Annotated in this window: 14 protein-coding genes; 3 read left to right on the forward strand and 11 right to left on the reverse strand. The window is 63.2% G+C overall.

Going from position 1 to position 21126, the window contains the following annotated elements; genetic code table 11:
- Positions 1 to 29 precede the first annotated feature (29 nt).
- From QM467_RS17810 to QM467_RS17830, 5 genes are all read right to left on the reverse strand, one after another.
- The gene (locus QM467_RS17810; RefSeq protein WP_283367684.1) at positions 30 to 1052 is read right to left on the reverse strand and encodes a HupE/UreJ family protein; all 1023 of its coding nucleotides are present in this window, start codon (positions 1050 to 1052) and stop codon (positions 30 to 32) included.
- Positions 1049 to 1996, reverse strand: a complete 948-nt coding sequence (locus QM467_RS17815) for a peptidylprolyl isomerase (protein ID WP_283367685.1) — start codon at positions 1994 to 1996, stop codon at positions 1049 to 1051. The genes QM467_RS17810 and QM467_RS17815 overlap by 4 nt, the downstream gene beginning before the upstream one ends.
- Positions 1993 to 3075, reverse strand: coding sequence for a hypothetical protein (locus QM467_RS17820; protein ID WP_283367686.1), 1083 nt, complete (start codon positions 3073 to 3075; stop codon positions 1993 to 1995). The genes QM467_RS17815 and QM467_RS17820 overlap by 4 nt, the downstream gene beginning before the upstream one ends.
- A complete protein-coding gene (locus QM467_RS17825; protein ID WP_283367687.1) occupies positions 3075 to 5663 on the reverse strand; it encodes a DUF3604 domain-containing protein in 2589 nt (862 codons plus the stop codon). Before QM467_RS17825 ends, QM467_RS17820 begins: the two co-directional genes overlap by 1 nt.
- A gap of 169 nt (positions 5664 to 5832) precedes the next feature.
- The gene (locus tag QM467_RS17830; protein ID WP_283367688.1) at positions 5833 to 6210 is read right to left on the reverse strand and encodes a hypothetical protein; all 378 of its coding nucleotides are present in this window, start codon (positions 6208 to 6210) and stop codon (positions 5833 to 5835) included.
- Positions 6211 to 6408: 198 nt separating this feature from the next.
- On the opposite strand from QM467_RS17830, the gene QM467_RS17835 reads away from it, so the two are divergent.
- The gene (locus QM467_RS17835) at positions 6409 to 7443 is read left to right on the forward strand and encodes an AraC family transcriptional regulator (RefSeq protein WP_283367689.1); all 1035 of its coding nucleotides are present in this window, start codon (positions 6409 to 6411) and stop codon (positions 7441 to 7443) included.
- A 273-nt stretch (positions 7444 to 7716) separates the two neighbouring features.
- Here the strand turns inward: QM467_RS17835 and QM467_RS17840 are convergent, their stop codons facing one another.
- The 6 genes from QM467_RS17840 to QM467_RS17865 all read right to left on the reverse strand — a co-directional run bounded on the left by QM467_RS17840 (position 7717) and on the right by QM467_RS17865 (position 19497).
- Entirely contained in the window at positions 7717 to 8919 is a 1203-nt protein-coding gene (locus QM467_RS17840) for a hypothetical protein (protein ID WP_283367690.1), read from the reverse strand.
- A 621-nt stretch (positions 8920 to 9540) separates the two neighbouring features.
- Entirely contained in the window at positions 9541 to 18117 is an 8577-nt protein-coding gene (locus QM467_RS17845; RefSeq protein ID WP_283367691.1) for a GH36-type glycosyl hydrolase domain-containing protein, read from the reverse strand.
- Positions 18118 to 18262: 145 nt separating this feature from the next.
- Positions 18263 to 18712 (reverse strand): hypothetical protein, encoded by a 450-nt coding sequence (locus QM467_RS17850; RefSeq protein ID WP_283367692.1) that lies wholly within the window; start codon positions 18710 to 18712, stop codon positions 18263 to 18265.
- A 50-nt stretch (positions 18713 to 18762) separates the two neighbouring features.
- The gene (locus QM467_RS17855) at positions 18763 to 19092 is read right to left on the reverse strand and encodes a hypothetical protein (protein ID WP_283367693.1); all 330 of its coding nucleotides are present in this window, start codon (positions 19090 to 19092) and stop codon (positions 18763 to 18765) included.
- Positions 19089 to 19352: a hypothetical protein gene (locus tag QM467_RS17860; protein WP_283367694.1), complete on the reverse strand. Its 264-nt coding sequence runs from the start codon at positions 19350 to 19352 to the stop codon at positions 19089 to 19091. The genes QM467_RS17855 and QM467_RS17860 overlap by 4 nt, the downstream gene beginning before the upstream one ends.
- 10 nt (positions 19353 to 19362) lie before the next feature.
- A complete protein-coding gene (locus tag QM467_RS17865; protein ID WP_283367695.1) occupies positions 19363 to 19497 on the reverse strand; it encodes a hypothetical protein in 135 nt (44 codons plus the stop codon).
- Positions 19498 to 19718: 221 nt separating this feature from the next.
- Here QM467_RS17865 and QM467_RS19950 point away from each other — a divergent pair, with 221 nt between their 5' ends.
- Together QM467_RS19950 and QM467_RS17875 are read left to right on the forward strand one after the other, a co-directional pair.
- Positions 19719 to 20060, forward strand: a complete 342-nt coding sequence (locus tag QM467_RS19950) for a hypothetical protein (protein WP_446737799.1) — start codon at positions 19719 to 19721, stop codon at positions 20058 to 20060.
- A gap of 175 nt (positions 20061 to 20235) precedes the next feature.
- Positions 20236 to 21105 carry a transglutaminase family protein gene (locus tag QM467_RS17875; RefSeq protein WP_283367697.1) on the forward strand — a complete coding sequence of 290 codons (870 nt, stop codon included), beginning with the start codon at positions 20236 to 20238 and terminating at the stop codon, positions 21103 to 21105.
- Positions 21106 to 21126 lie beyond the last annotated feature (21 nt).

Below are 21126 nucleotides of genomic sequence, written 5' to 3' on the forward strand. Positions count from 1 at the left end.
AAATCAATCGAACTGTGTTCGGCCGCATCTCATTCCCCCGAAACTATCAGCATGACCCGTTGGATCGTCCAGAACGCGCCCAGCGATCCGACGATATAACCCGGCGTCCGCTCAAGCCAGAGCGGCCAGTGCATCTCCAGAACCTTGAAGGCGCGCAGCAGCAACAGGATCAAAGCAACAAAGCCGAGTTGCCCGATCTCGACGCCGACGTTGAACGACAGAAGCGCGAAGGGGATTTCATCGTGCGGCAGGCCGAGGGCTGTCAGGCCGCTGGCGAAGCCGAAGCCGTGCAGAAGCCCGAAGGCGAGGGCGACGACCCAGGGATGGCGGATCGTGAAGCTTGTTTCGCCCCGCCATGAACGGACGATTTCGGGGCCAAGGAAAAGAATGGTAAGCGCGATGGCCGCGTTCAACGGCGGACCCGGAATATTCGCATAACCGAGCGTCGCGGCGGCGAGCGTCAGGCTGTGCGCCAGTGTGAAGGCCGTGATGGTTTTGACCAACATCCATCGGTCTTTGACGATCAGCAACAGACCGAGCACGAACAGCAGGTGATCCGCGCCGAACAGGATGTGCTCGACGCCTTGCAACAGGAAGGCTTGTGCGGTCGCGAGTCCTCCACGCGGCGCCGGGACCTCGATATAGGGACGCGAGGGGCGGACGATTTCGGTCGAATGGGCCCCGTCGAGGCGCTCGATCCGCACGAAAACATCGGTTATCGTCAGCTCCAATCCTCGGAAATCGATGCGCTTGCCCTGCAGACCGCCTTTGCCCGCGTCGATCCATCGCCGTTCGACGCGGGATTCTGCGAGTTCGTCATATTGCGGCGGACGGAGATCGCGCACGCCCTGCGGCAATTGCAGCGCGACCGGCAACCGCATGCCCGCCAGCATCGGCGTGCGCCAAAGGACGCTGTATTGCCCCGGCGCGGTTTCCGCGATGGCGAGATAAGCCGGGCGCGCTTCATGCGCGAGCGCTGTGAGCGGCGCCAAAAGCAAAGCGAGCAGCGGAACGATGAGCCGCCGACTGAGGCCAAGCTTCCATGCGCTCACGACGGATCCTTTCGGCCGGGCGGCGTCGACTGTTCGGTCTTCGAGCTTTCGTGGGCAGGGGCATCTTCCGGCGGCGCTGGCAGGAAGATCATGTATTTGGCGCGCAGGTCGCGATAGGTCTTGTCCCAGGCCTGGCTCTTCCGTTCTGCGAGCCAGGCCTGCTTCACCTCGGGCTCGATTTCCTCGAATGCAGGGACGCGGCCGGGAATGAGCGCATCGACATAGACGAGATGCCAACCAAAGCCGGATTCAATTGGTCCCTGCCAGGAGCCCGACGCCAATTTCGTGATCGCGAGCGCGAATTTCGGTCCAAATTCCTTGCCGAGAAATTCCGGCGTACGGTCGCTGTAATAGTCCTGGAACATCGACGGATCTGAGAGCGACGCCGCGATGCTCGCGCTTTCGGTCTGTCCCGCAAGCTTGGCCAACGCGGCTTCCGCGTCGTCCCGCGCCTTCGCGCCCCGGCGGTCGGTCGAAAAATAGAGCTGGCGGAAGCCGATGCGCGGCGGAAAGGCGAAGCGTTCGCGATTGGCCTCATACCATGTCTTCAGTTCTTCGATGGTTGGCTCGTGCGCCGCGGCGACGTCTTCAGCGAGGAATTGCATCTTTTGCGCCAAGCGGCGTTTGACGATCGTGTCGTCCTTGTCGAGCCCGAGCGCCAGCGCTTCGCGGTAGAGGATCTCCTCGCGCGCCTTTTCCTCGACCAGTTGACGAAGCTCCTCCGGCGCAGGGTCGCGGCGCCATTGTGAGTGAAAAACCCGGACCAGCTGGGAAATGTCGCTGATCGTCAGATCGATCCGCCGCGACGGCTCCACGCCGTCGCGCCTGCCCTCCTGCAAGGCATAGGCGCCGAACAGGACGCCGCCCAGCACCATAAAATGGACGAGCGGCTCGCGCAGAAGGCGCTGCCGCAGCGAAAGGCGTTCTTGAGGGATGTCGCTCATTTCGATGTGACCGACGCGGCTTCGGCGCCTTCCTTCGGGCTTCGCGCCAGATATTCGGCAATCGCGACCTGCGACGCAAAATGCTGCCGGATGTTCGATTTCATGATTTCACGATAGAGCGGCGCGGCGTCCCAAACATTCCATGCGGCCAGATCCCAGGCGACCAAGCCGGCAAGATCGCGGTGCGCGCGAATGAATTTCAAATAGGACTCGACGATCCGCTCGCGCGGAATCTCTCCATCCGCTTTTCCCAAGACGCTGAGAGCAAGCAGGGCCGCCTCCAGTTCTTTCGTCGAGCGCGCACGGTCATCCATATATCTGGCGTCGACCCAGGCGAGGCGTGAGGGACCTCTCAATTGCAGGTCTGCGGCGAGCGCAGGCCCCAGATCGGTCGCATCGCCGGTCAGCCACTCCGCATCGAGCCGTTGTTCTATATTTTGAGCGTCCTTTTCGTCACCCGCAACGCCGAGGAGCAGGAGATAGACGGGACGCCGGACGGATAGTTCGGGATCAGCCAGCCAGCGCCGGATCGCCGCGGGATCGAGGCGCGGTTTCTCGGCCAGCAGGGCGGCATAGGGCGCGGTCGCCAATTCGCCATAGGCGATCTTCGTCGCCAGCGGCTCGCCGGGCTGGAGATGGGGAAGCACGAGCGCGACCCGGGCCTTCCAGTCCTCGTCAGTCATGTCCTGTGGGCGCTTCCCCCGGGCGATCTCGCGCAGCCAGCCCGCATCCTCGACCGCGACGGCGCCGGCGGCGACCCATTCCGACCAGGATTCGTCGCGAAAAAGGAGCAGAACAGCGTCGGGAGGCATGACGAGGTCGAGCTGGATCGCGTTCGCTAGAATGTTGCCGCCCGCCGGCGCCTCGCCCTTGATCAAGTCAAGGACCGAATATACGCCATCGCCCGACCGCCGCGCGAGCACCGCATGGGGCAACGCGACGAGCTGTTGCGAGGCCGTTGGGCGGAACGCCCCCAGGCAGAGCGGGCAGGCCGCCGCCACGCTTACGCCCAGCAGCCCGGCCAGCAGACCGAGCCCCGCCAGCCGCCCAAGCCTCGCCCGCTGCCGCCAACCCGCCACTATTTGTCGCTTTCTCGCGTGAACCAGGATTTGACGTCGGCTTCTGCTTCACCGGCCGCCTTGCTCGCGACCTGCTCGATCAGCCGCCGGCGCAGTTGGTCGCGGACCGCCTCGAAGCTCGCCTGCTGGTCCGCGTCCAGCAACGGCTTTAATTTCTCGTCCAGCGAGACGCTGAACGCCCGCAGGCGCTCGATCTTTTGCTCTGGCGAAAGGGAGGCGTCCTTCTTGAGGGACGCCAATTGCATCAGTTCCTGCTTGAGGAACGGGAGCGCCTGCTGCCGCTGTTGTTCGGTCAGCTTAAGGGTGTCGGCGAACCGGCCGACCACCGCATCAAGCGGATTGATCGCGAATTTAGGCGGCGGCACGATCTGATAATTGGCGTAGCCAAACTCATTGCTGCGCGCGGCGTAATAGGCGTCGCCGAGCTTATAGAAGGTGTAGGCGTAAGCGTCCTGCGACACGAAGGTGATGAGCTGGCCGCCCTCGACCTTGTAAGGGCTTGTCAAGCCTTCATACCCATCGAGCGCAACCTTGCCGAAACCGCTCGGCATTTCCGCGCCCGGTCCAACGCGATAGACCGTTGTGTGGCCATCGGCCGTGAAGCTTTGCCAGAACTGCTCGCCGGTCACATTGTTCTTCAGCCAGAACGCCTTGCCCTCGACCAGGGCCTTCAGCTCGTCTTCGCTGACGACGGCGGCGCCCTTATCCTTGAGATCGGCCACCGTGGTCCCCGCTTGCGCCGCCTTGCGTGCTTCGGCCGACGGCGCATACCAAATCGGCGAAGTCCACGCGCGTTCCTGCCCCGTGAGGGGAACGACGTCTGGCGGCGGCAACCCAGACTTCACCGCCTGGATCAGTGTCCAGCGCGGCGTCGGAATTTCCAGAACGCGAGCGTAGTAGAAGGCGTGTTGGGTGGAATCGAAATCCGGATCGGTCCAGACCGTCTTCAGTTCGGCCGAACCGACGTCGTTCGTATAGGTCGCGGTGTCGAAATTCACCGTGCTTCGGATCGCCGGCACGCGGCCGGTCCATTTGTCCGGCGTGCGGTCGCCGGCCCAGGCGACGTCGTAGATCTTTTCGAAGCTCTGGCCGTTCTGCGTCCAACCCTTGATGAGCTGGACGCGATCGAGATTGGCCGAACTCGGGTCCTTCAGCGCCCATACCACGAAATGAGGGGCGGTTCCCTTGCCGGCCGAAGGCGTCGGCGGCAGGTCGGCTCCCATCGGTACGCCGCCCTCGTAGGATTGCTGCACCCAGTTGCCGGCGTTCACGACGCCCGCGTCATAGCCCCAGCCGCCGAAGAAGCGCACCTTGATATGCGGTCCGCTGACGCCGAAGGTTTCCTTTCGGTACATGGCGTCCCAGATCGAAGCGCGGCTGTTCTCCTCCGCCCAGACGCCCGTCAGACCGCCCGGATTTTCGAGGCGGACGTCCATGGTGCCGCCGATCAGCACGCCGGCGAAGCGCCGTTCGACCGAACCGTCGGCATTGGCGTGCAGGCCGAAGAAATTATCCTGACGATAGGGGCTGCCAGTATTATGTCCGTCCGACCCGCCCGCCATGCCGAACTTGTAGGGGTTGTAGCCCCGCACATCCTGCATGGCGATGCCGTCTTTCAACGCCTGGCGCGCAAAGCTGCCCGTGATGTGGTCAATGCGTCCCGAATCGGCCGGCTGGCCCAGAATGGTCTGATAGAGCTCGTAGCTGGCGAATTCGTCATTGGGCGAGAGCAAGGGATGCGTTTCGGACTGCCCCTTACCCTGTTTGATTTCGATCAGGCGTTCGTTGCGGTCGCGGGACGCGGCCCAGGCGGCGTCGATTGGCCTGCCGGTGGTGTTGTCAACGTCGACTGGATACATCCAGCCGTCGCTGACATTGGCATTGTGCGAAATCGCGAGCAGCTCATTGCCGGCTTTGCGCTGTGCGTCCATCCAGTCCCACAGGTCGGTGGGGCGCTTGGAATCGAGTGCGCTGAACGGATAGTCCGGCACATGCTCGCAGGCGCGAAAAAAGATATTTCGGTGCAGATTGCGCTGGCCCGGCATCGACGTCCATTCATAGGAACAAAAGGCCGTGAACTTGCCCGGCTTGTTGTTTTCGTCGGCGATCCTGACATTGTCCTTCCAAACGGTCGAAGTGACTTTCGGGTCCATGAGGGCCTTCACCGGCGGGCTGGCAGCAAGCTTGAGCAGGTATGAAAATACCTGATTTTGCTCTGCCGAGCTGTTCGGATCTTTCATGATCATAGGCTGCGCCTCTGGCAGCTTGCTCACGTAAGATCCTGGCGTGTTGGCCTGTTTGGTGACGCCGACATATTCGGAATGGTCGGTGACGCCGATGAAATCGAGCGGCGTGTCGATCTTGATGTCGAAGCCCATCGGATGCTTGATCGTCTGGCCCTGGGCGTATTTCAGCGCGTCGTCCGGACCGGTGATCCGGTTGCCCATGACCCAGGCGTCCACCGACCAGCTCGTATGAATGTGCGTCTCGCCGAAATAGGCGTCGCGGAGGGGATTGCCTTGCGCTAGCGCCGGTGCGACGGAGACCAAAAGCGAAAAAACGGAGATCGAGCCGAGCCAATTTCTCATAACCCATCCTCCCGGACCCGCGCGAAAGCTCTGGCGATATGGCCTCGCGCATATTTTGCGCCGATTGGATTGAAACTGATACCCGGCGGCGGTCAAGTCAATCGGCACAGCCATATCGACATCCTTCATTCGCAGCGTCCGCTTCGTAGCGCACGCACTGCCTTCCGCATCATGCATCGTTCGACCCTTCTTCCTGAATATCGGAACGCCGCGGCGCAATTGCCTCGGCCAGCACGAGGATTGAGATGAGGATATGAACGCCCACAGCAGGCCAGAGCAAAGCGCCTCGCAAATCCGACGCAACCCCGAGATAGGCGAGGAAAACGGCGACGGATGTGCTGTAAAACGCCATTCCCAGCCGGGGCGGACCTGGCCAGATGGCGATGCCCAATCCGATCAGAGCGAGCCCCGCCACGCGGGCGACGGAAGTGGCTGCGCCCGCCAGCGGCTCGCCAAGCAGCAAAGACCCGACGAGCGACGGCGCGAGAACGAGGGAAAGCCCTGTCACGCCTTCGCCGACGGCCGAGAAGATCAGCGCCTTTTTCACAATCCCTCGAACGAACCGGATCCAGAATCGCATTTCAGAACAACTGCCAAAGCGAACAAAAGCCGGGCAGGACTTGTCTGAGGATACCTTGCGCGGCGCCGGGCCGTATTGACATTGAGGAGACCTTTTTGACTAATTGAGCAGATCTCCAAGTCACGAATAATCACAGTGCGCGGCGCTCGCGAGGAATTGAAGGCATTGGACACCTCCGCTCACCCGCGACGCCGCGAACCCGTCGCCACGATCCGGAATATTGCGGCGATTCCCGCCGTCCTTCGCGAGCTTGGCGCAGATGTTGACGCCGTGTTGCGGAGCGCCGGACTCGCGCCCTCGGTCTTTTCAAATCTCGAAAACGTCATTCCTTATGCTGCGCTTGGACGCGTGCTGGCGGAAACTGTCAGGCAGACGGGCTGCGAAAGCGTCGGCTTACGCGTCGGGATCAGGACGACCGCGAGCGCAATCGGCCTCACCGGGCTAGTGTCGGTCAATTCCATGACCGTGCGCCAGGCGCTGCAAACCATCAATGACACTTTAAAGACGAGCGAAACCGGGGGATCGACGTTTCTCGTCCTACGGCAAGACGAAGCCTCCTTTGGTTACGCGGTCACGGCGGCGAATATCGAAGCGGTCGATCAGATCGAGGACGGCTCCGTCGCGATTGCCTACAACATCATGCGCCAGCTCTGTGGCTCCGACTGGCGCGCCAGCCGCGTCCGACTCGGCCGCAAGGCGCCGGGTGATAAGGCTCCGTTCCTGCGTTTTTTTGACGCGCCGATCGAATTTGCCGCGCCTTGTTCCTGCCTCGTATTTGATGCGACGACCCTTGATTGGCCGGTGCGCGACCGAAAGCCTGACTACCTGGACGTTCTTGCTCCGATGCTCGAAAAGGCCGCCGCCACCGCGACAGCTGATTTCCCGATCGCCGTGAAACATGTCATTCGCAGTCAGATTAGCGCGGGCACGGTTTCACGTGACGGCGTCTGCCGCTCCCTTGACACAAGCCCTCGAACCTTGGCGAGCCGTCTTGAAAAATACGGCCTCAGCTATTCCGCCCTCCTCGACGAGGTGCGTTTCGAAGTTGCGAAAAGTCTTTTGGTCAAAGAGACGACGATAGCGGATATTGCCGCGCAATTAGGATTTGCCGAACAAAGCGCCTTCACGCGCGCGTTCAAATCTTGGTCAGGTCGCTCGCCGGCACGATGGCGCTCGACGCAGCGCGATGGCGAAGTGTGACTTCGCAGGAAAAGAGTTAGTTCCTCGGTCCACATCGCGGTGCAGTTTAGGGGAAAATGTAGGCGCCACAGCATGGCGTCAGACATCGTCTGAATGGGTCCCCTGAGCTACTAATCGTGCCAGGGAAAGTCTGGAATTGGCGCCGAGCCGACCTTGCTAGCAATGTTCGCGGCTTTCCGCTTTCCACCGACGCAAAGGCTCTGAAATCTTCTGCTAAAGGGTCGGCGAGTCATGTGGAGCCCAGCGCGCCGAAGCCTTGTTCAATCGAGCGCTTCAGCGAATGGTCTCGACGGTCCAGCCCAGCCGGCCGACTTCATCTTTCGCCATCGGCGTCAATTCGCCAGTGGTGACGAGCAGCGGCTGGCCATGCTCGTGCGGCGCGGCGCTGGCGACATATTGAAACATGCCCGCGACGCGTTCGGTCCAGGAGACCTCGTCGAAGGGGAATAATGCGATGACCCTGCCGTCGTCGAGGTGGTTGAGCGGGACGCCGCCGATATCGACGAAAGCGCCAATGCCGTAGTTCTTGGCGTAGCGGGCGAGAAGTTCGGCGCGATGGCGCTGGAACACCGCCTCCTCGCGGGTTTCGGCGTTGACGGCGCGGGCGATAAACAGCTGGGTGTTGTCCGCGCGCAAGGCGGCAAGCGAGCGCGCCATGATCAGCAGGTCGGCGGGCGTATAGCGCCGGTTCTCCACGAAACTGCTGGCGACGCCCGGCGCAACCTTCAGACGGGCCAACGTCGCCTTGACCTCTTCGGCGATCTGCGCCGAAGTCTTTTCCACCAATGTGGCGCGAATGGTCTCGGCCGTCGAGCTGGAGCTGACCGCGACGCCGGCGCCGCCGGGGATCGCCGCCAGAGCCGCGCGGATCGAAAGGCCGCCCAATGCCGAGGCGGTGGCAACATCATTGAGCTTGGACGCCAGCGGCGCGAAATCGGTGAAGGGATCGACGCCGAGTTCGACGCCCAGCGCGCGCCGCGCCGCGTCGATGCCGAGCAGGCTGGTGGCGACATTGTCGCGGTTGGCCTGGCGGTTGTTGATCGCCGCGCCGACGCGGCCGAACATGTTGCCGACGCCGGACATCGATTTTTCGAGCGTCGCCTTGGGATCCTTGATCAGGTCTTGACCAAACGCCAGCGGCGCCTGGGCGGCGGCCCCAGCCGCTTTCAAAAAGACGTCCGACTCGGACATTGCCTGCAGCTTGCGCAGGGCCTGCAACTCTCGGATGCGCTCGCGCATCAGATCCTCGCCATCGACGTCAAAGGCGCCGTAGCGGGTGCGCAGGACGAAAAGCCGCAGCAGGCCGTCGCTGCGCACGTCCGGGTCGATGCGGTAATTCGGGCCGGTGGCCTCGGCGCCCAGAACGGCTTCCGCCTGCGCCGTCGGCGGGGCCTCGAACGCCAGCGCCGCATGCGGAATCGCCAGGCTGTAAAAGATTGCCGAAACAGCTTTGCGCCAGGAACAAGTCATCGTCATCAGCCCTGTTGTGGCCGCTTGAACTGGGCGGCGCTCATTCGCCTTATCGAATTCAATTCAGCTCCTTGTCCAGATCAAACTTGAGGGCGGCGGAGGCGAGGCTGGCGACGATAAGGTTTCTTTGGAGGAATTCGCTACGCGCGCGGCTCGTTGCGCTGAGACAGGACGATGGCTTTATCCGGACGCGAATTTTAAAGGCAAAGTGTGATTTTGCATGGAATAATTTTGGACGCCGAGCTGGTATGTCCCGATCAAAAGGTCCGGTTTCGGCCGAAGACACGGTTTCGTTCGGCCAATGCCAAACTACCGGTCCTGGCGCAATCCGGTCCGGCCACGACCGGCGGCAATAAACCCGATAACGGCCGATCGCTCTTGCAGTTGTGTGACCTTTCGTGACCCGTTGGGGACCTTCACTAGTCGCGGCAAAATTTACCCAATGCGGCAGAAAGCTGACCTTCAGTTTGGATCTTTGAACGCCCTGGACGCCCGCAAACATGCGCCAGCTCACGGCTTGGCTAACGCATCGACGTCCTCGCGATATTCCATTTGGCCAATAGTTAGTGTGCCGTGAGGCTATCGAAAAACCATGCCGAATGATCCTCAATCGATGCGAGTGTCCATTCATCCCAATCGAATGACAACCCGGTGCGCAGCGCCGTCATCGACAAGCAGCAACCTGGGCAGTCGCGCTGTAATTTTGGCGCCATCAATGGCGGCAAAAATGACGCCTCGTTCGACTCCTGCAGGATTTTCGACGCAAATTTCGTAGCGCGACGAACCGTGCCGGAGAGAGAGTTCGAAGCCAGCCCACGCTTTGGGTATGCAGGGATCGACGCGAAGGCAGTCGCCCTCCAGACGCACTCCCAGGATGCTTTCCAGGCCCGCGCGCTGCATCCAGGCGGCTGAGCCCGTGTACCAGGTCCAGCCGCCGCGTCCGACATGCGGCGGCATGGAATAGACATCGGCGGCGACCACATAAGGCTCGACCTTGTAGCGGTGGACTTCCGCCCGCGTGCGGGCGTGATTGATCGGATTGAGCATCGAAAAAAGGCTCGCCGCCTTGTCGCCCTGGCCGAGTTTGGCGAAGGCCATCACCGACCAGAGCGCGGCATGGGTGTATTGGCCGCCATTTTCCCGGACGCCAGGCGGATAGCCCTTGATATAGCCGGGATCGAGCGGCGTCTTGTCGAACGGCGGAGCAAATAGGGGCGCCAGTCCATCTCGCGCGCTGATCAGCTCGCGCTCGACCGACGCCATCGCGCGCGTCGCCCGATCGAGTGGCGCTGCGCCGGACAGCGCGGCCCAGGATTGCGCGATGCAGTCGATCCGACATTCCTCGCTTTGGCTGGAGCCAAGCGGCGTTCCATCATCGAAGAAGCCACGCCGGTACCATTCGCCGTCCCAGGCCTCGCGCTCCAGCGACGCCTGCAAGGCGGTTGCGTGGGCGCGCCAAGTTTCCGCGCGGGCGCGCTCGCCTCGCGCCTCCGCGACAGGGGAGAAACTTTTCAGCGTGGCGTAGAGCAGCCAACCGAGCCACACGCTCTCCCCGGCGCCCCGCGGGCCGACACGATTCATGCCGTCGTTCCAGTCGCCGGCGCCGATCAGCGGCAAGCCGTGGCCGCCCTGCGCCAGGCTGCTGTCGAGCGCACGGGCGCAATGTTCGAACAGGGTTGCTGTGTCTTCGCTGACAGTTGGCGTGAAAAAGCTGTCATATTCCGACGGCTCCAGCACCCGACCTTCCAGGAAGGGAACCCTTTCATCGAGAACGGCGGCGTCGCCGGAAACCTCGACATATTGGCCGACGGCAAAGGCCAGCCACGCGCGGTCGTCGGAGATGCGCGTGCGCACGCCCTGGCCTGAATGGGGCAGCCACCAATGCTGGACGTCGCCCTCGATGAACTGCCGCGCCGCCGCGCGCAGAATGTGCGCGCGAGTCATTTGCGGGCGCGTGGCCGAAAGCGCCATGCCGTCTTGCAGCTGATCGCGAAAACCATAGGCGCCGCTCGCTTGATAGAAAGCAGCGCGCGCCCAAAGGCGGCAGGCGACGGTCTGGTAAAGCAGCCAGCCGTTGAGCATTATGTCCATGCTCCGATCCGGGGTCTTCACTTTGACTGCGTCCAGTAGACCGTCCCAATGACGACCAACTTTGGCAAAAACCTCGTCGAGATCGGCGCGGCGATAAAGCGCGATCAAATTCCGAGCCTCCCGTGTATCCGAGGCATCGCCGAGCAGAAAGGTGATTTCGGCGTCGCCGCCCGGCGCCATCACGAGGCTGGAGCGCATCGCGGCGCAGGGATCGAGGCCCGCGCCGAGACTGTTCGACAGGACGCCGCCGCTGGCCAGAGCCGCTGGTGCGCCGAGAGTCCCGTTGCGGCCGATGAATTCCCTTCTGTCGCCGGTCCAGTCGGTCTGGCGGCCGCTGAAATCGGCGAAGGCGGTGCGCGCGCCAAAGTCGCCGCTCCAGAGATTTCGCGCGAAGATCGCGCCCGATTGCGAGTCCAGCGTGGTCATAACGAAAGGCGATCCGGCCGAGCGCGAGGGGCCGAGGGCCCATTCCACAAAAGCGGTGACGCTCAGATGACGAAAGCGCCCCGACAGATTGCGCAGTTTCAACCGCGATATTTTGATCGATGCGTCGATAGGGACGAATTGCAGAAGATCGGATTCGACGCCGTGACTTGTATGTTGGAACCGGCTGTAGCCGCGCCCGTGGCGGGCGATATAGGTCGCCGCCTCGATTCGGATGGGAAGCGCGGTCGGGTTCCATAATTCGCCGGTGTCGTCGTCGCGCAGATAGAAAGCCTCGCCTGGGCGATAGACAACGGGATCGTTGGACCAGGGCGTGAGCTGATTTTCGCGGCTGTTGACGGACCAGGTGTAGCCGCCGCCTTCCGTCGCCGCGTGGAAGCCGAAATTCTCGTTGGCGATCACATTGATCCAGGGAGCTGGCGTCGTCTGGCCCGGTCCGAGCACCGTGACATATTCTTCACCGTCCTTGTCGAACCCGCCAAGCCCGTTGAAAAACTCCAGCTCTTCGGTGAGCGCTTTCGCCGACGGCGGGCTTGGCGCAACAACGCGGTTAGCCGACGGGCTCGCGGAGGCCTTGGGCGGCGTTTCCGACTCGACGATCCGGTCGAGCTGCACAACCAGCCCGCCGCGCTGCGCGAGGATGACCACCCTCGCGACCGAGGCCAACAGGGCCGAGGTCTCGGCAGGCATGAGATCGCCGCGCAGCACGAAAACGCCGCCCGGCGATTCGTCGCCGCGAAGCCGTGGACGCATCTGCCGAGTGCGGACGAGCGTTTCAAGCGCGATCTGAAGATCCTGGACGTAGGAAGATTGGCGTTCGTTCAGGATGACCAGATCAACGGCAAGCTGCTTCATCCGCCAATATTCGTGGGCATGCAACAATTCGCGGGCGACATCGAGATCGTCGGTGTCGGAAATGCGCAATAGGACGATCGGCAGGTCGCCGGAAACGCCAAGCGGCCAAAGCCCAGACTGCGCTCCGGCGCCGCGATGGATCGCGTCGGACGGCGGCCGCATGGTCGCGTTGGCGTAGAGCACATGGCTCGCCAGACGCTGATAAAGGCTGGCTTCGCCTGCGGTGATCCCGAGATGATGCAATTGCACCTGCGCTTGTGTCCAGGCGAGGGTCGACGCGCGGGTATAGGCCGTGGCGTCGCGATGCTTGTCGACAATGTCGAGCAGGATTTCGCGCGTCGAGGCCGCCATCGTCCAGAAGGAAATGCGCGCTACCGCGCCCGGCGCGATGCGCACGCGTCGGCGTAAGGCGAAAATCGGGTCGAGCACGGCGCCAGCGGTGTTCGAGAGCGCGCGCCCGTCGATCATGGCGATGGGCGTTCTCACGCTTTGGCTGCGTCCGAGGAAACGCGCACGGTCGGTTTCGATTTCGATCTTGCCGATGGCTTCCCCATCGACCACGGCGAGCTGACCAACCCAGATTTCCGGTTCGTTTGGCTCGCGCCTGCGTCGCGTGGCGAGAATCGCGCCGACCTCAGGCAGAAATTCAGTCTCGACGAAAAGCTTGGAAAAAGCCGGATGGGCCACATCCGCCGCCTGCGCCGCCAGCACCAGTTCGCTATAGGAGGTCATCTCGATTTCTCGAGCGCGCGGGCCGCTGTTCGTCACTGAGACACGCCGTACTTCCGCGTCGTCCTCGGACGAGACTAGGACCTCGAGCGACGTCGTCAGCATTCCGTCCTGTCGGATGAATTCGGCGCGGTCCTCGTTGAAAGCGACGCGGTAATCGTCGGGCTCGCGTCCGCTCGGCTGGTATCCGGCCGACCAGACCTCGTTGCTGTGAACGTCGCGCAGAAAGATATACGAGCCGAAATCGTCGCAGACCGCGTCTTCGCGCCAGCGGGTTACGGCGCACTGTTCCCAGCGGCCGTAGCCTGAGCCAGCCGTGGTCAGCATGGTGGAATAGCGCCCGTTGGAGAGCAAATGCGTCGCCGGGCTCGCTTGCTGCGCCGAGGAGAAGCGCCTCCCGCCCAATGGTTCGGCGTCGCGCCCCTTCCTGGCGGCAGATTTGGTTTCCGCCGCCCAGGGATGGCTGACGGCCACATCGCGAGGCGCACGCTCCTGCAACAGCAGTTCCGTGGCCTGAACCATGGGCTCGGCGTGAAACCGCGCCCGCATTCTCGCGCCCAGAACGGCGTTGGCGATGGCGACGATGGTCATGCCCTGATGGTGGGCCATGAAGGCGCGTACGACGGCGCGATCCTGCCCGTCCGGCACGCGCGCCGGCGTATAGTCGATCGCTTCGTAGTAGCCGTAGCGCCCGCGCGCGCCGATGCCGGCGAGCCGATCCAGATTGGAGCGAGCCGCGCGGGGATAGATCATGGTCGCCAGACCGGTCGCATAAGGGGCGACGACAAAATTGTCAGCGAGCCCGCGTTTCAGCCCGAGGCCGGGAATGCCGAAATTGGAATATTGGTAGGTGAATTCGAGATCGCGCGCGTTGTAAGCCGATTCCGAAACGCCCCAGGGAAGGCAGAGCTTCTCGGCGAAAGCGATCTGCCGCCCCACGACGAGGCGGTTCGTGCCGTCCAGTAGACTTCCTGCCGGCGCCCGCATCACCAGGGACGGCATCAAATATTCGAACATCGACCCGGACCATGAAATCAGCGCGGAGCCCTGCGCGACGGGGATCGCGGCGCGGCCGAGATGGAACCAATGGCGGGCCGGAATATCGCCCTTGGCGATGGCGAAGAAACTCGCGAGGCGCGCTTCGGACGCTAGAAGGTCATAGCAATTGGAGTCGAGCGAGCCTTCGGGCGCGAGGCAGCCGATCGAAAGCAGATTGCGCTGGCGGTCGATGAGAAAGCCGAAGTCCATGGCGAGCGCCATCGAGCGCGCCTGACCCTCCAGCCGCTCCAGCCGCAACCGCAAGGCGCGAGTGTTTTCAACGTCGCGTGCAAAATCATCGCGATGGGCCGCGATGGAGTTCACGCTGGCCTGCGCCCAGAACAGCATGTCAAAGCTGTTCTCGTCGTCGCGCTCCGCGGCCAGCGCCCTCGCGATATCGGCCATGGTGTCGGCCTGAAGGGCGAGCTTTTCGAGACGAGCCCCCAGATCATCCGGCACCGAAAGCGGATCGCGCGCCGCGACAGCCAGCGCGGCCAGCGCATCGTCGAGTTGGCGCCACGTGACGGTCTGCGTCTTGCGCCCGTCCCTCAGGCGCTCAGCCTCTTCCCGCGTCAGGTCGAGTGCGTCGGCGATCCCGGCGAGGCGGGATGCGGCGTCGGGTTGTGCGCCTTGCCATTCGCGGCAGGCGTTGGCGAGGGCGATCAGGTGGCCGGCAAGGTTCCCGCTATCGACCGTCGAGACATATTTCGGATCGAGGGGGCGCAGATCGCTGGTGTCGTACCAATTGTAGAAATGGCCCCGATAACGCGCCATGCCGGTCATGGTCGCGAGCGTCGCCTCGAGCCCCTCGGCCATCTGTCGTGTTCCGAGCCAGCCGAAATCGTGGGCGCTCGCCAGCGAGAGAAGATAAAGGCCGATATTGGTCGGCGAGGTGCGATGGGCCACGCGGGGCGTCGGCGTTTCCTGAAAATTGTCGGGCGGCAGCATGTGGTCGCCGCCGGTGACAAAGGTCTCGAAAAAGCGCCAGGTGCGGCGGGCGGTCAGCCGCAAGGCTTTCGCGTCGTCCCCGGAGAGCGGCGCGCGGCCGGCGCGGCGCGGCGGAGGCAGACTTACCCAGCGCGCGACGGCGGGCGAAGCCAGCCAGAGCGCGGCGAAGGCGCCGGCCAGCGCGAGATTTTCCGGTCCGCGGATCCAGCCGAAGGCAAGGGCCAGCGCGGCGAAAATCGGCGCGCCGAACATGCGGCGATAGGAGGCGGACAGGTCGAGCCGCCGCGCGCCGGTCGCCTGCGCCGCGGGAACCCATTCCAGGAGATTCCTGTGGCTGACATAGAGGCGGTAGAGGGTGCGAAAAATCGCATCGCCCATCAGCCAGGCTTGATGGCCCAGGAAGATGACGGTGAGCGCGGACAGGACGAGCGCAAGTTTGAGATCGCGGCCGACGGCGCGGAAATGGCTCGCCAGGGTCACGCCGGGCTTTCGCGGCGGCATGGCCGCGATCACTGGAATCATCGGCGGCAGTGCGATGGTCGCAAGCACGAATCCGGTCCAGACCAGGGCCACGTCGAACGGCATGAGCCAGCCCGCGAGCAAGGCGAGCACCGCGAAGGGCGCCGACAGGGTGCGGCGCAGATTGTCGAGCATTTTCCAGCGCCCGATCGCCGGAACGGCGGCGGAAGCTTTTGAAGCGTTTTGGGGATTGGGGCCGCGACCGAGAATCCACGGCAGCAGCTGCCAGTCGCCGCGCGCCCAGCGATGATGGCGCAGCGCGCCGACATCATAGCGCGGCGGATAGCTTTCAACGACTTCGACATCGGAGGCGAGGCCGGCGTGAGCGAACACGCCTTCGAACAGGTCGTGGCTCAGCAGCGTCGAGTCCGGCGCGCGACCGTCCAGCGCGGCTTCGAAAGCATCGATGTCGTAGATGCCTTTGCCGGCGTAGGAGCCTTCGCCGAACATGTCCTGATAGACGTCGGAAACCGCCGACGCATAGGGGTCGATGCCGCTCACGCTCGAAAAGATGCGCTGGAACAGCGAGCCCTCGCGCCCCACCGGCAGCGAAGGAGTGACGCGCGGCTGAAGCACGCCATAGCCTTCGACGATCCGCCTCGTCGCGGGATCGAAACGCGGCCGGTTGAGCGGATGCGCCATTTTTCCGATCAGCCGCCGCACGGCGTCGCGCGGCAGGCGCGTATCGGCGTCGAGCGTGACGACATAGCGCGTGTCGGGTGGGGCGAGCGGCGCCGCGCCGTCGAGGGCGATGAAGCCCGTATCGGTCGCGCCTCGCAAAAAGCGGTTCAGTTCATGGAGTTTGCCGCGTTTGCGCTCCCAGCCGATCCAGCGCGATTCGCTTGGGCTCCAGACACGCTTCCTATGCAGCAGCAGGAAGCGCGGCCCCCCCGGCGCGGAGCCGTAAGTCTGGTTGAGCCGCGCGACCCCCTCGACCGCTGTCGCCAATAGCTCCTCGTCACCCTCGACATGTTCTTTTGGGGAGTCCAGCCAGTCGGAGAGCAGCGCGAAATGCAGATCGCCGTCGGGACTGGCGAGGTGGTGGATCTCAAGACTCTCGATCTGCTCCTCGATCGAGGCCGGATGGGTCAATAGCGTCGGCACCGCGACGAGCGTCCGCAAATGCGTCGGCACCCCATTGGCGAGCTCCAGGGCTGGCAGGAGATGAGCGTGGAAGCCGAAGCCCACCGCGCGATTGACGAGAGCGACCGCGGCGTCCACGGCGGGTATTGCGCCAAGAACCGCCAGAACGGCCAGCGGCAGGGCGCCGGGGCCGACCGCGGCGAGGGCGACAAGCGCGGCGCCGAGAAGGCATGCGGCGACCGCGCCGATCGCGCCGACGTAGAATCCGATTCCTGAAATTCGATGGAGCCGCACGCGCCATTTTCGCGCGTGCGGGCGGTATCCGATCGTATTCTCGAATTCCTCGCGGCCGCCGCCGATGAGGTGATAGCCGGGATCGCTCTTTCGCGCATAGTCCTGTCCTGACGCCGCGTTGTGAAAGCGCCTGGCCGCCGCGACGGCGCCATGGGCGATTTCGCGTTCGGCGCTGCTGGAGCCGCGCGCCAATTCCTCGATGGCGGTGCGATAGAGATTGCGCGACGGGAAATCCATGTCCTTGTAGCCGCCACCGGCGGCAAGCGCTTCATCGACGAGGCTGACGTCCTCGAACAGGTCTTTCCAATCCACGTCCGAGATCAGACGCAGGCTGGTGATGATGTTGCGCACGGTGACGCTGGTCGCGCCCTGCCGCCGATGAATCTCGCGAACGACGATGTCGGCAGTCGTGCGCTGTGCCGCGAGACGCTGGCCGAGCCAGGTCAGGGCGGGGGTGATGGCCGGATCCTGATCGCGCAGCCTGTGGATGAGTTGGACGGCGAAGGCTTCCGAAAGGACGGCGTCCTCATGGTTGGCGAGCGCGACCTTGAGAGACTCAGGCTTTCGTCCGGCAGCTCCCAGCAACCGGTCGGCGAGATCATCCGCCAGATGGCGCGCCGTGCGGCCCGCGACGATCTGTACGGCGAGTCGGCGCAGGTTCTCGATCATGACGATGCGCAAGGTTATCGACACCGCCCAGAGTTCGCCGATCGTCAGCGGCTGCACCTCCTGATAGGCGCGCACGAATCGAACCAGCATAGCCGAATCGAAGCGGCTGTCGGTATGTGCGACGAAGGCCCAGGCCAGGCCAAAAACGCGGGGATATCCGGCGAAAGGTCCGACGGCGAGTTTTGGCAATTGCCGATAATAGCCGGCCGGAAAATCAGAGCGGATCTCGCGGATCTGCTTTTCGATGAGATGATAATTGTCGATCAGCCATTCCGCCGCTGGCGTGACCGCGCGACCTTCGTCGGCGCCGTGCAGAAGGCTTTTGTACGCGGCCAGCAGGATCGCGCCGTTCGCGGCGAGGCGGCCAGCCAGCGGGCGCCCCTTGGCCCGCTTCGGCGTCACCGGCTGCGCAGCCGCCAGGCTCCGCGCATGGTCCTCGATGCGCTCCGCGCTGAAAAGCTCTTCGCGAATAGGCTCTTGATTGTCCCATGGCGATGATTTGCGCGAGAAAAGGCGTTGCGAAAAAATACTCAACTGAGCCTCGAATTCGAAAACGGGGTCGGCTTGGTGCCGCGACCGCGCCGACGTCTGTCGCGCGGGTCTCAATGCGGCGGAAAAACAAGGCGCTCCGGTCGCTCGTCGCGGCCCGAGGTCTTGCGGACGTGAATCATCCCTGCGATCAGGGATCGGTCTTGTCAGCGGTGGTTGGCGGTTCGTGCGGCCCCGCGCCGGATGGCGTCGCCGCCTTGAAAAAGGAAACCAGCGCGAGACCGAGCATCAATGCGACGACGATCGGGACAAGCGGATTCCGGAACAAGCCGCCGCTCTTCGGCGGCGATCCGGCGAGGCGGAAATTCATGTTTGGCCGCGGCGCCGGGAGCAGGGCGAACAGCCGTTTCGCGATGGCCTTGCTTTCATCTTCGCCGGAAACCGGAATCAGGCGGGCCAAGGCTTCGAACGCGCCGGATTTCGGCAAACTCGCGATGCGGGCCGCCTCCTGCCACGGATCGGCGCCCGAGCGCGCAATGGCCGACACCATGGTCAAGGGCGCGCCGTTGACCTCGTCGCACACCACAGCATGAAGGAAGGGCTCGAATTCCGGGCCAAGCGGCGGGAAGGCTTGCGACAATTTCGCTCCGATCCTTGCGTTTCGCAGCCGTTCGACCCGCGTCAGTGACGCTAGTCGGAGGGCGTCGTCGGCAATTGTCCAGTCACATCGACATGGGCGACTTCGCTGGCCGGCGCCAGCGTCGCGTCCGAAAAGCTGAGATCGAGGAGGAGTCCCCGGTCGGTCAGGAGTTGAAGATCCGTGCGGCCGAACAGCCCCTTGAGAATCTCGGCCGGCGCCTGGATTTCACCGCTGCCCGTGACCCCCACTGCGGCGCGGAAATAGCCATCCAGATCGAAATTGGCCTGCGCGAGCCTCTTGCCATTTTGCGTGACGATCCCTTGTCCGGAAATGCCGCCCAGATAACGCAACGCCTTCGCCTTGTTGCCCCTGATCATCATCGGCCCTCTCCGTCCGCCGCCATGGCGGCCGAAAGCTCGGCGGCGTTGATGGAAATCATTTCTTCCGGCCGACCGGAGGTCGCCAGGGAGGGGAGCCGCAAGATAGTCGCAACGCGGCGATAAGCGAGAAACGACAACCCGGGAATCTCTTCCTCGTCGGTGAGGACACGATAGGTCCCAGGGGGCTGCGGATGCTCCAGTTCGGGCAGGGAAAACGCACGTTTGAACGTGACATTCGTCTCGTTGGTTCGAACGGTCATGGACGGCGCCTCATTTGGCTTTCTTCGGCGGCTTGATCGGCGTGAGACTGCCCGTCAGCGTCGATGTCGGATTCGGATTGGCTGGAGCCTTGATCGCCTTGGGCTTTTTCGCTTCACGGTTGCCGCGCTTCTGTTCCTTGGCCATGATCAACTCCTGTCGCGCGCCGTTTGTGAGCGCGCTTGCGTGAAAGCCTTGCGCGGGCGCGCCAACATCACGCCCCGCAACCGTCACCGGGCGTAGGAAGCGCAGGGCGCTCCGCCGGGTGGGGAAGAAGCCGCTTTCCAGGGAATGGACCTCCATCGCCGGCCAGATCGCCAGTACATCCGTGGTCGACCTGAAAAGGCGCGGCGATCGTCGCCGGGTTGATGAATGCAGACCCGGCGAAAAATTCAGCTGAGCATTTCGAGCCTGTCCGCCGAGAGCTTTCCGCTTCTTTGGTCGGCGACCAGTTCGAAAGATATTTTGTCGCCTTCGCGCAATTGGCCGATACCCGCGCGCTCGACGGCGCTGATATGGACGAAAGCATCCTTGGCGCCATCATCCGGCGCAATAAAGCCAAAGCCTTTTTCGGTGTTAAACCACTTCACGGTTCCCTTTGGCATGAAAACCCCTTTTTCAAAATTGACGTAAATGCTTGCCAGCTGAACCGCCGGCCGTCGAAATCGCGTTTTCAGGCAAGATGTTTTTGTGAATCTGTTTTATTTTGAACAGAAACGCAATCAGGGAGCCGTCTATCGACTTTAATGATATGGTGATATTATTGCTGAAAACAAGTGACGAGGACAATCATATCCATTCGCTCCATCTCGATTCATTTCGATGGGCCGCAGCGAAGGCGTTTGCGCTGGAAGCCGTTTGTTTCGGCAAAGGATGGGGGTTCGATTGACCACGCTTCAGATCCACCACAAGACCACCTATCGCTACGGCCAGCCCGTAAGCCTCGGGCCTCACCGTCTGATGCTGCGCCCGCGCGAAAGCCGCGACTTGCGGCTGATTTCGAGCGAATTGAAAACCGATCCGCCAGCGACCGTGACCTTCGCTCATGACGTGTTCGGCAATTCCGTGGCGACCGCGCATTTCAACGCCGTCGCGGACAGGCTGACGATCGATTGCGTGACGCAACTGACTCTCGACGCCGCCGCCTGGCCCATCTTCGATGTTGCGGCTTCGGCCATTTTTTACCCGTTTCATTATGCCGAGGACGAGCGGACCGATCTCGGGGCCCTGATGTTCCAGCAATATGCCGATCCGAACGGGCGCCTTCGCGACTGGGCCTGGGCCTTTGTGCGCGGCGCGCAGACCGACACCCTCGCGCTGCTCAAGGATCTCGGTATCGGCGTTTCGGCCTGGATCAATTATCAGAGCCGCGAGGACGAAGGCGTGCAATCGCCGATCCAGACGCTCGATCGAGGCTGGGGCTCGTGCCGCGATTTCGCGGTCCTGTTCGTCGAGGCGGCGCGCTGTCTGGGCTTCGGCGCCCGGATCGTTTCCGGCTATCTCCACGGCGCCGAAGCGGGCCCCATCGGCTCAGCCGACGCCGGCTCGACCCACGCCTGGGCGGAAATTTACGTGCCTAGCGCCGGCTGGATCACGTTCGATCCGACCAATCGCAGTTTCGGCGGCTATAATCTGATTCCCGTGGCGGTCGCGCGCGACATCCGTCGGGCCATGCCAGTGGAGGGCAGCTTCGTCGGCGCCAGCGACGCCTTTCTGGGCATGAATGTCGTGGTAGAGGTCACGGCGGCGCATTGAAGACGATTCTTCAAAGCCGCA

This window comes from Rhodoblastus sp. 17X3 (assembly GCF_030056575.1).
Lineage (GTDB): Bacteria > Pseudomonadota > Alphaproteobacteria > Rhizobiales > Beijerinckiaceae > Rhodoblastus.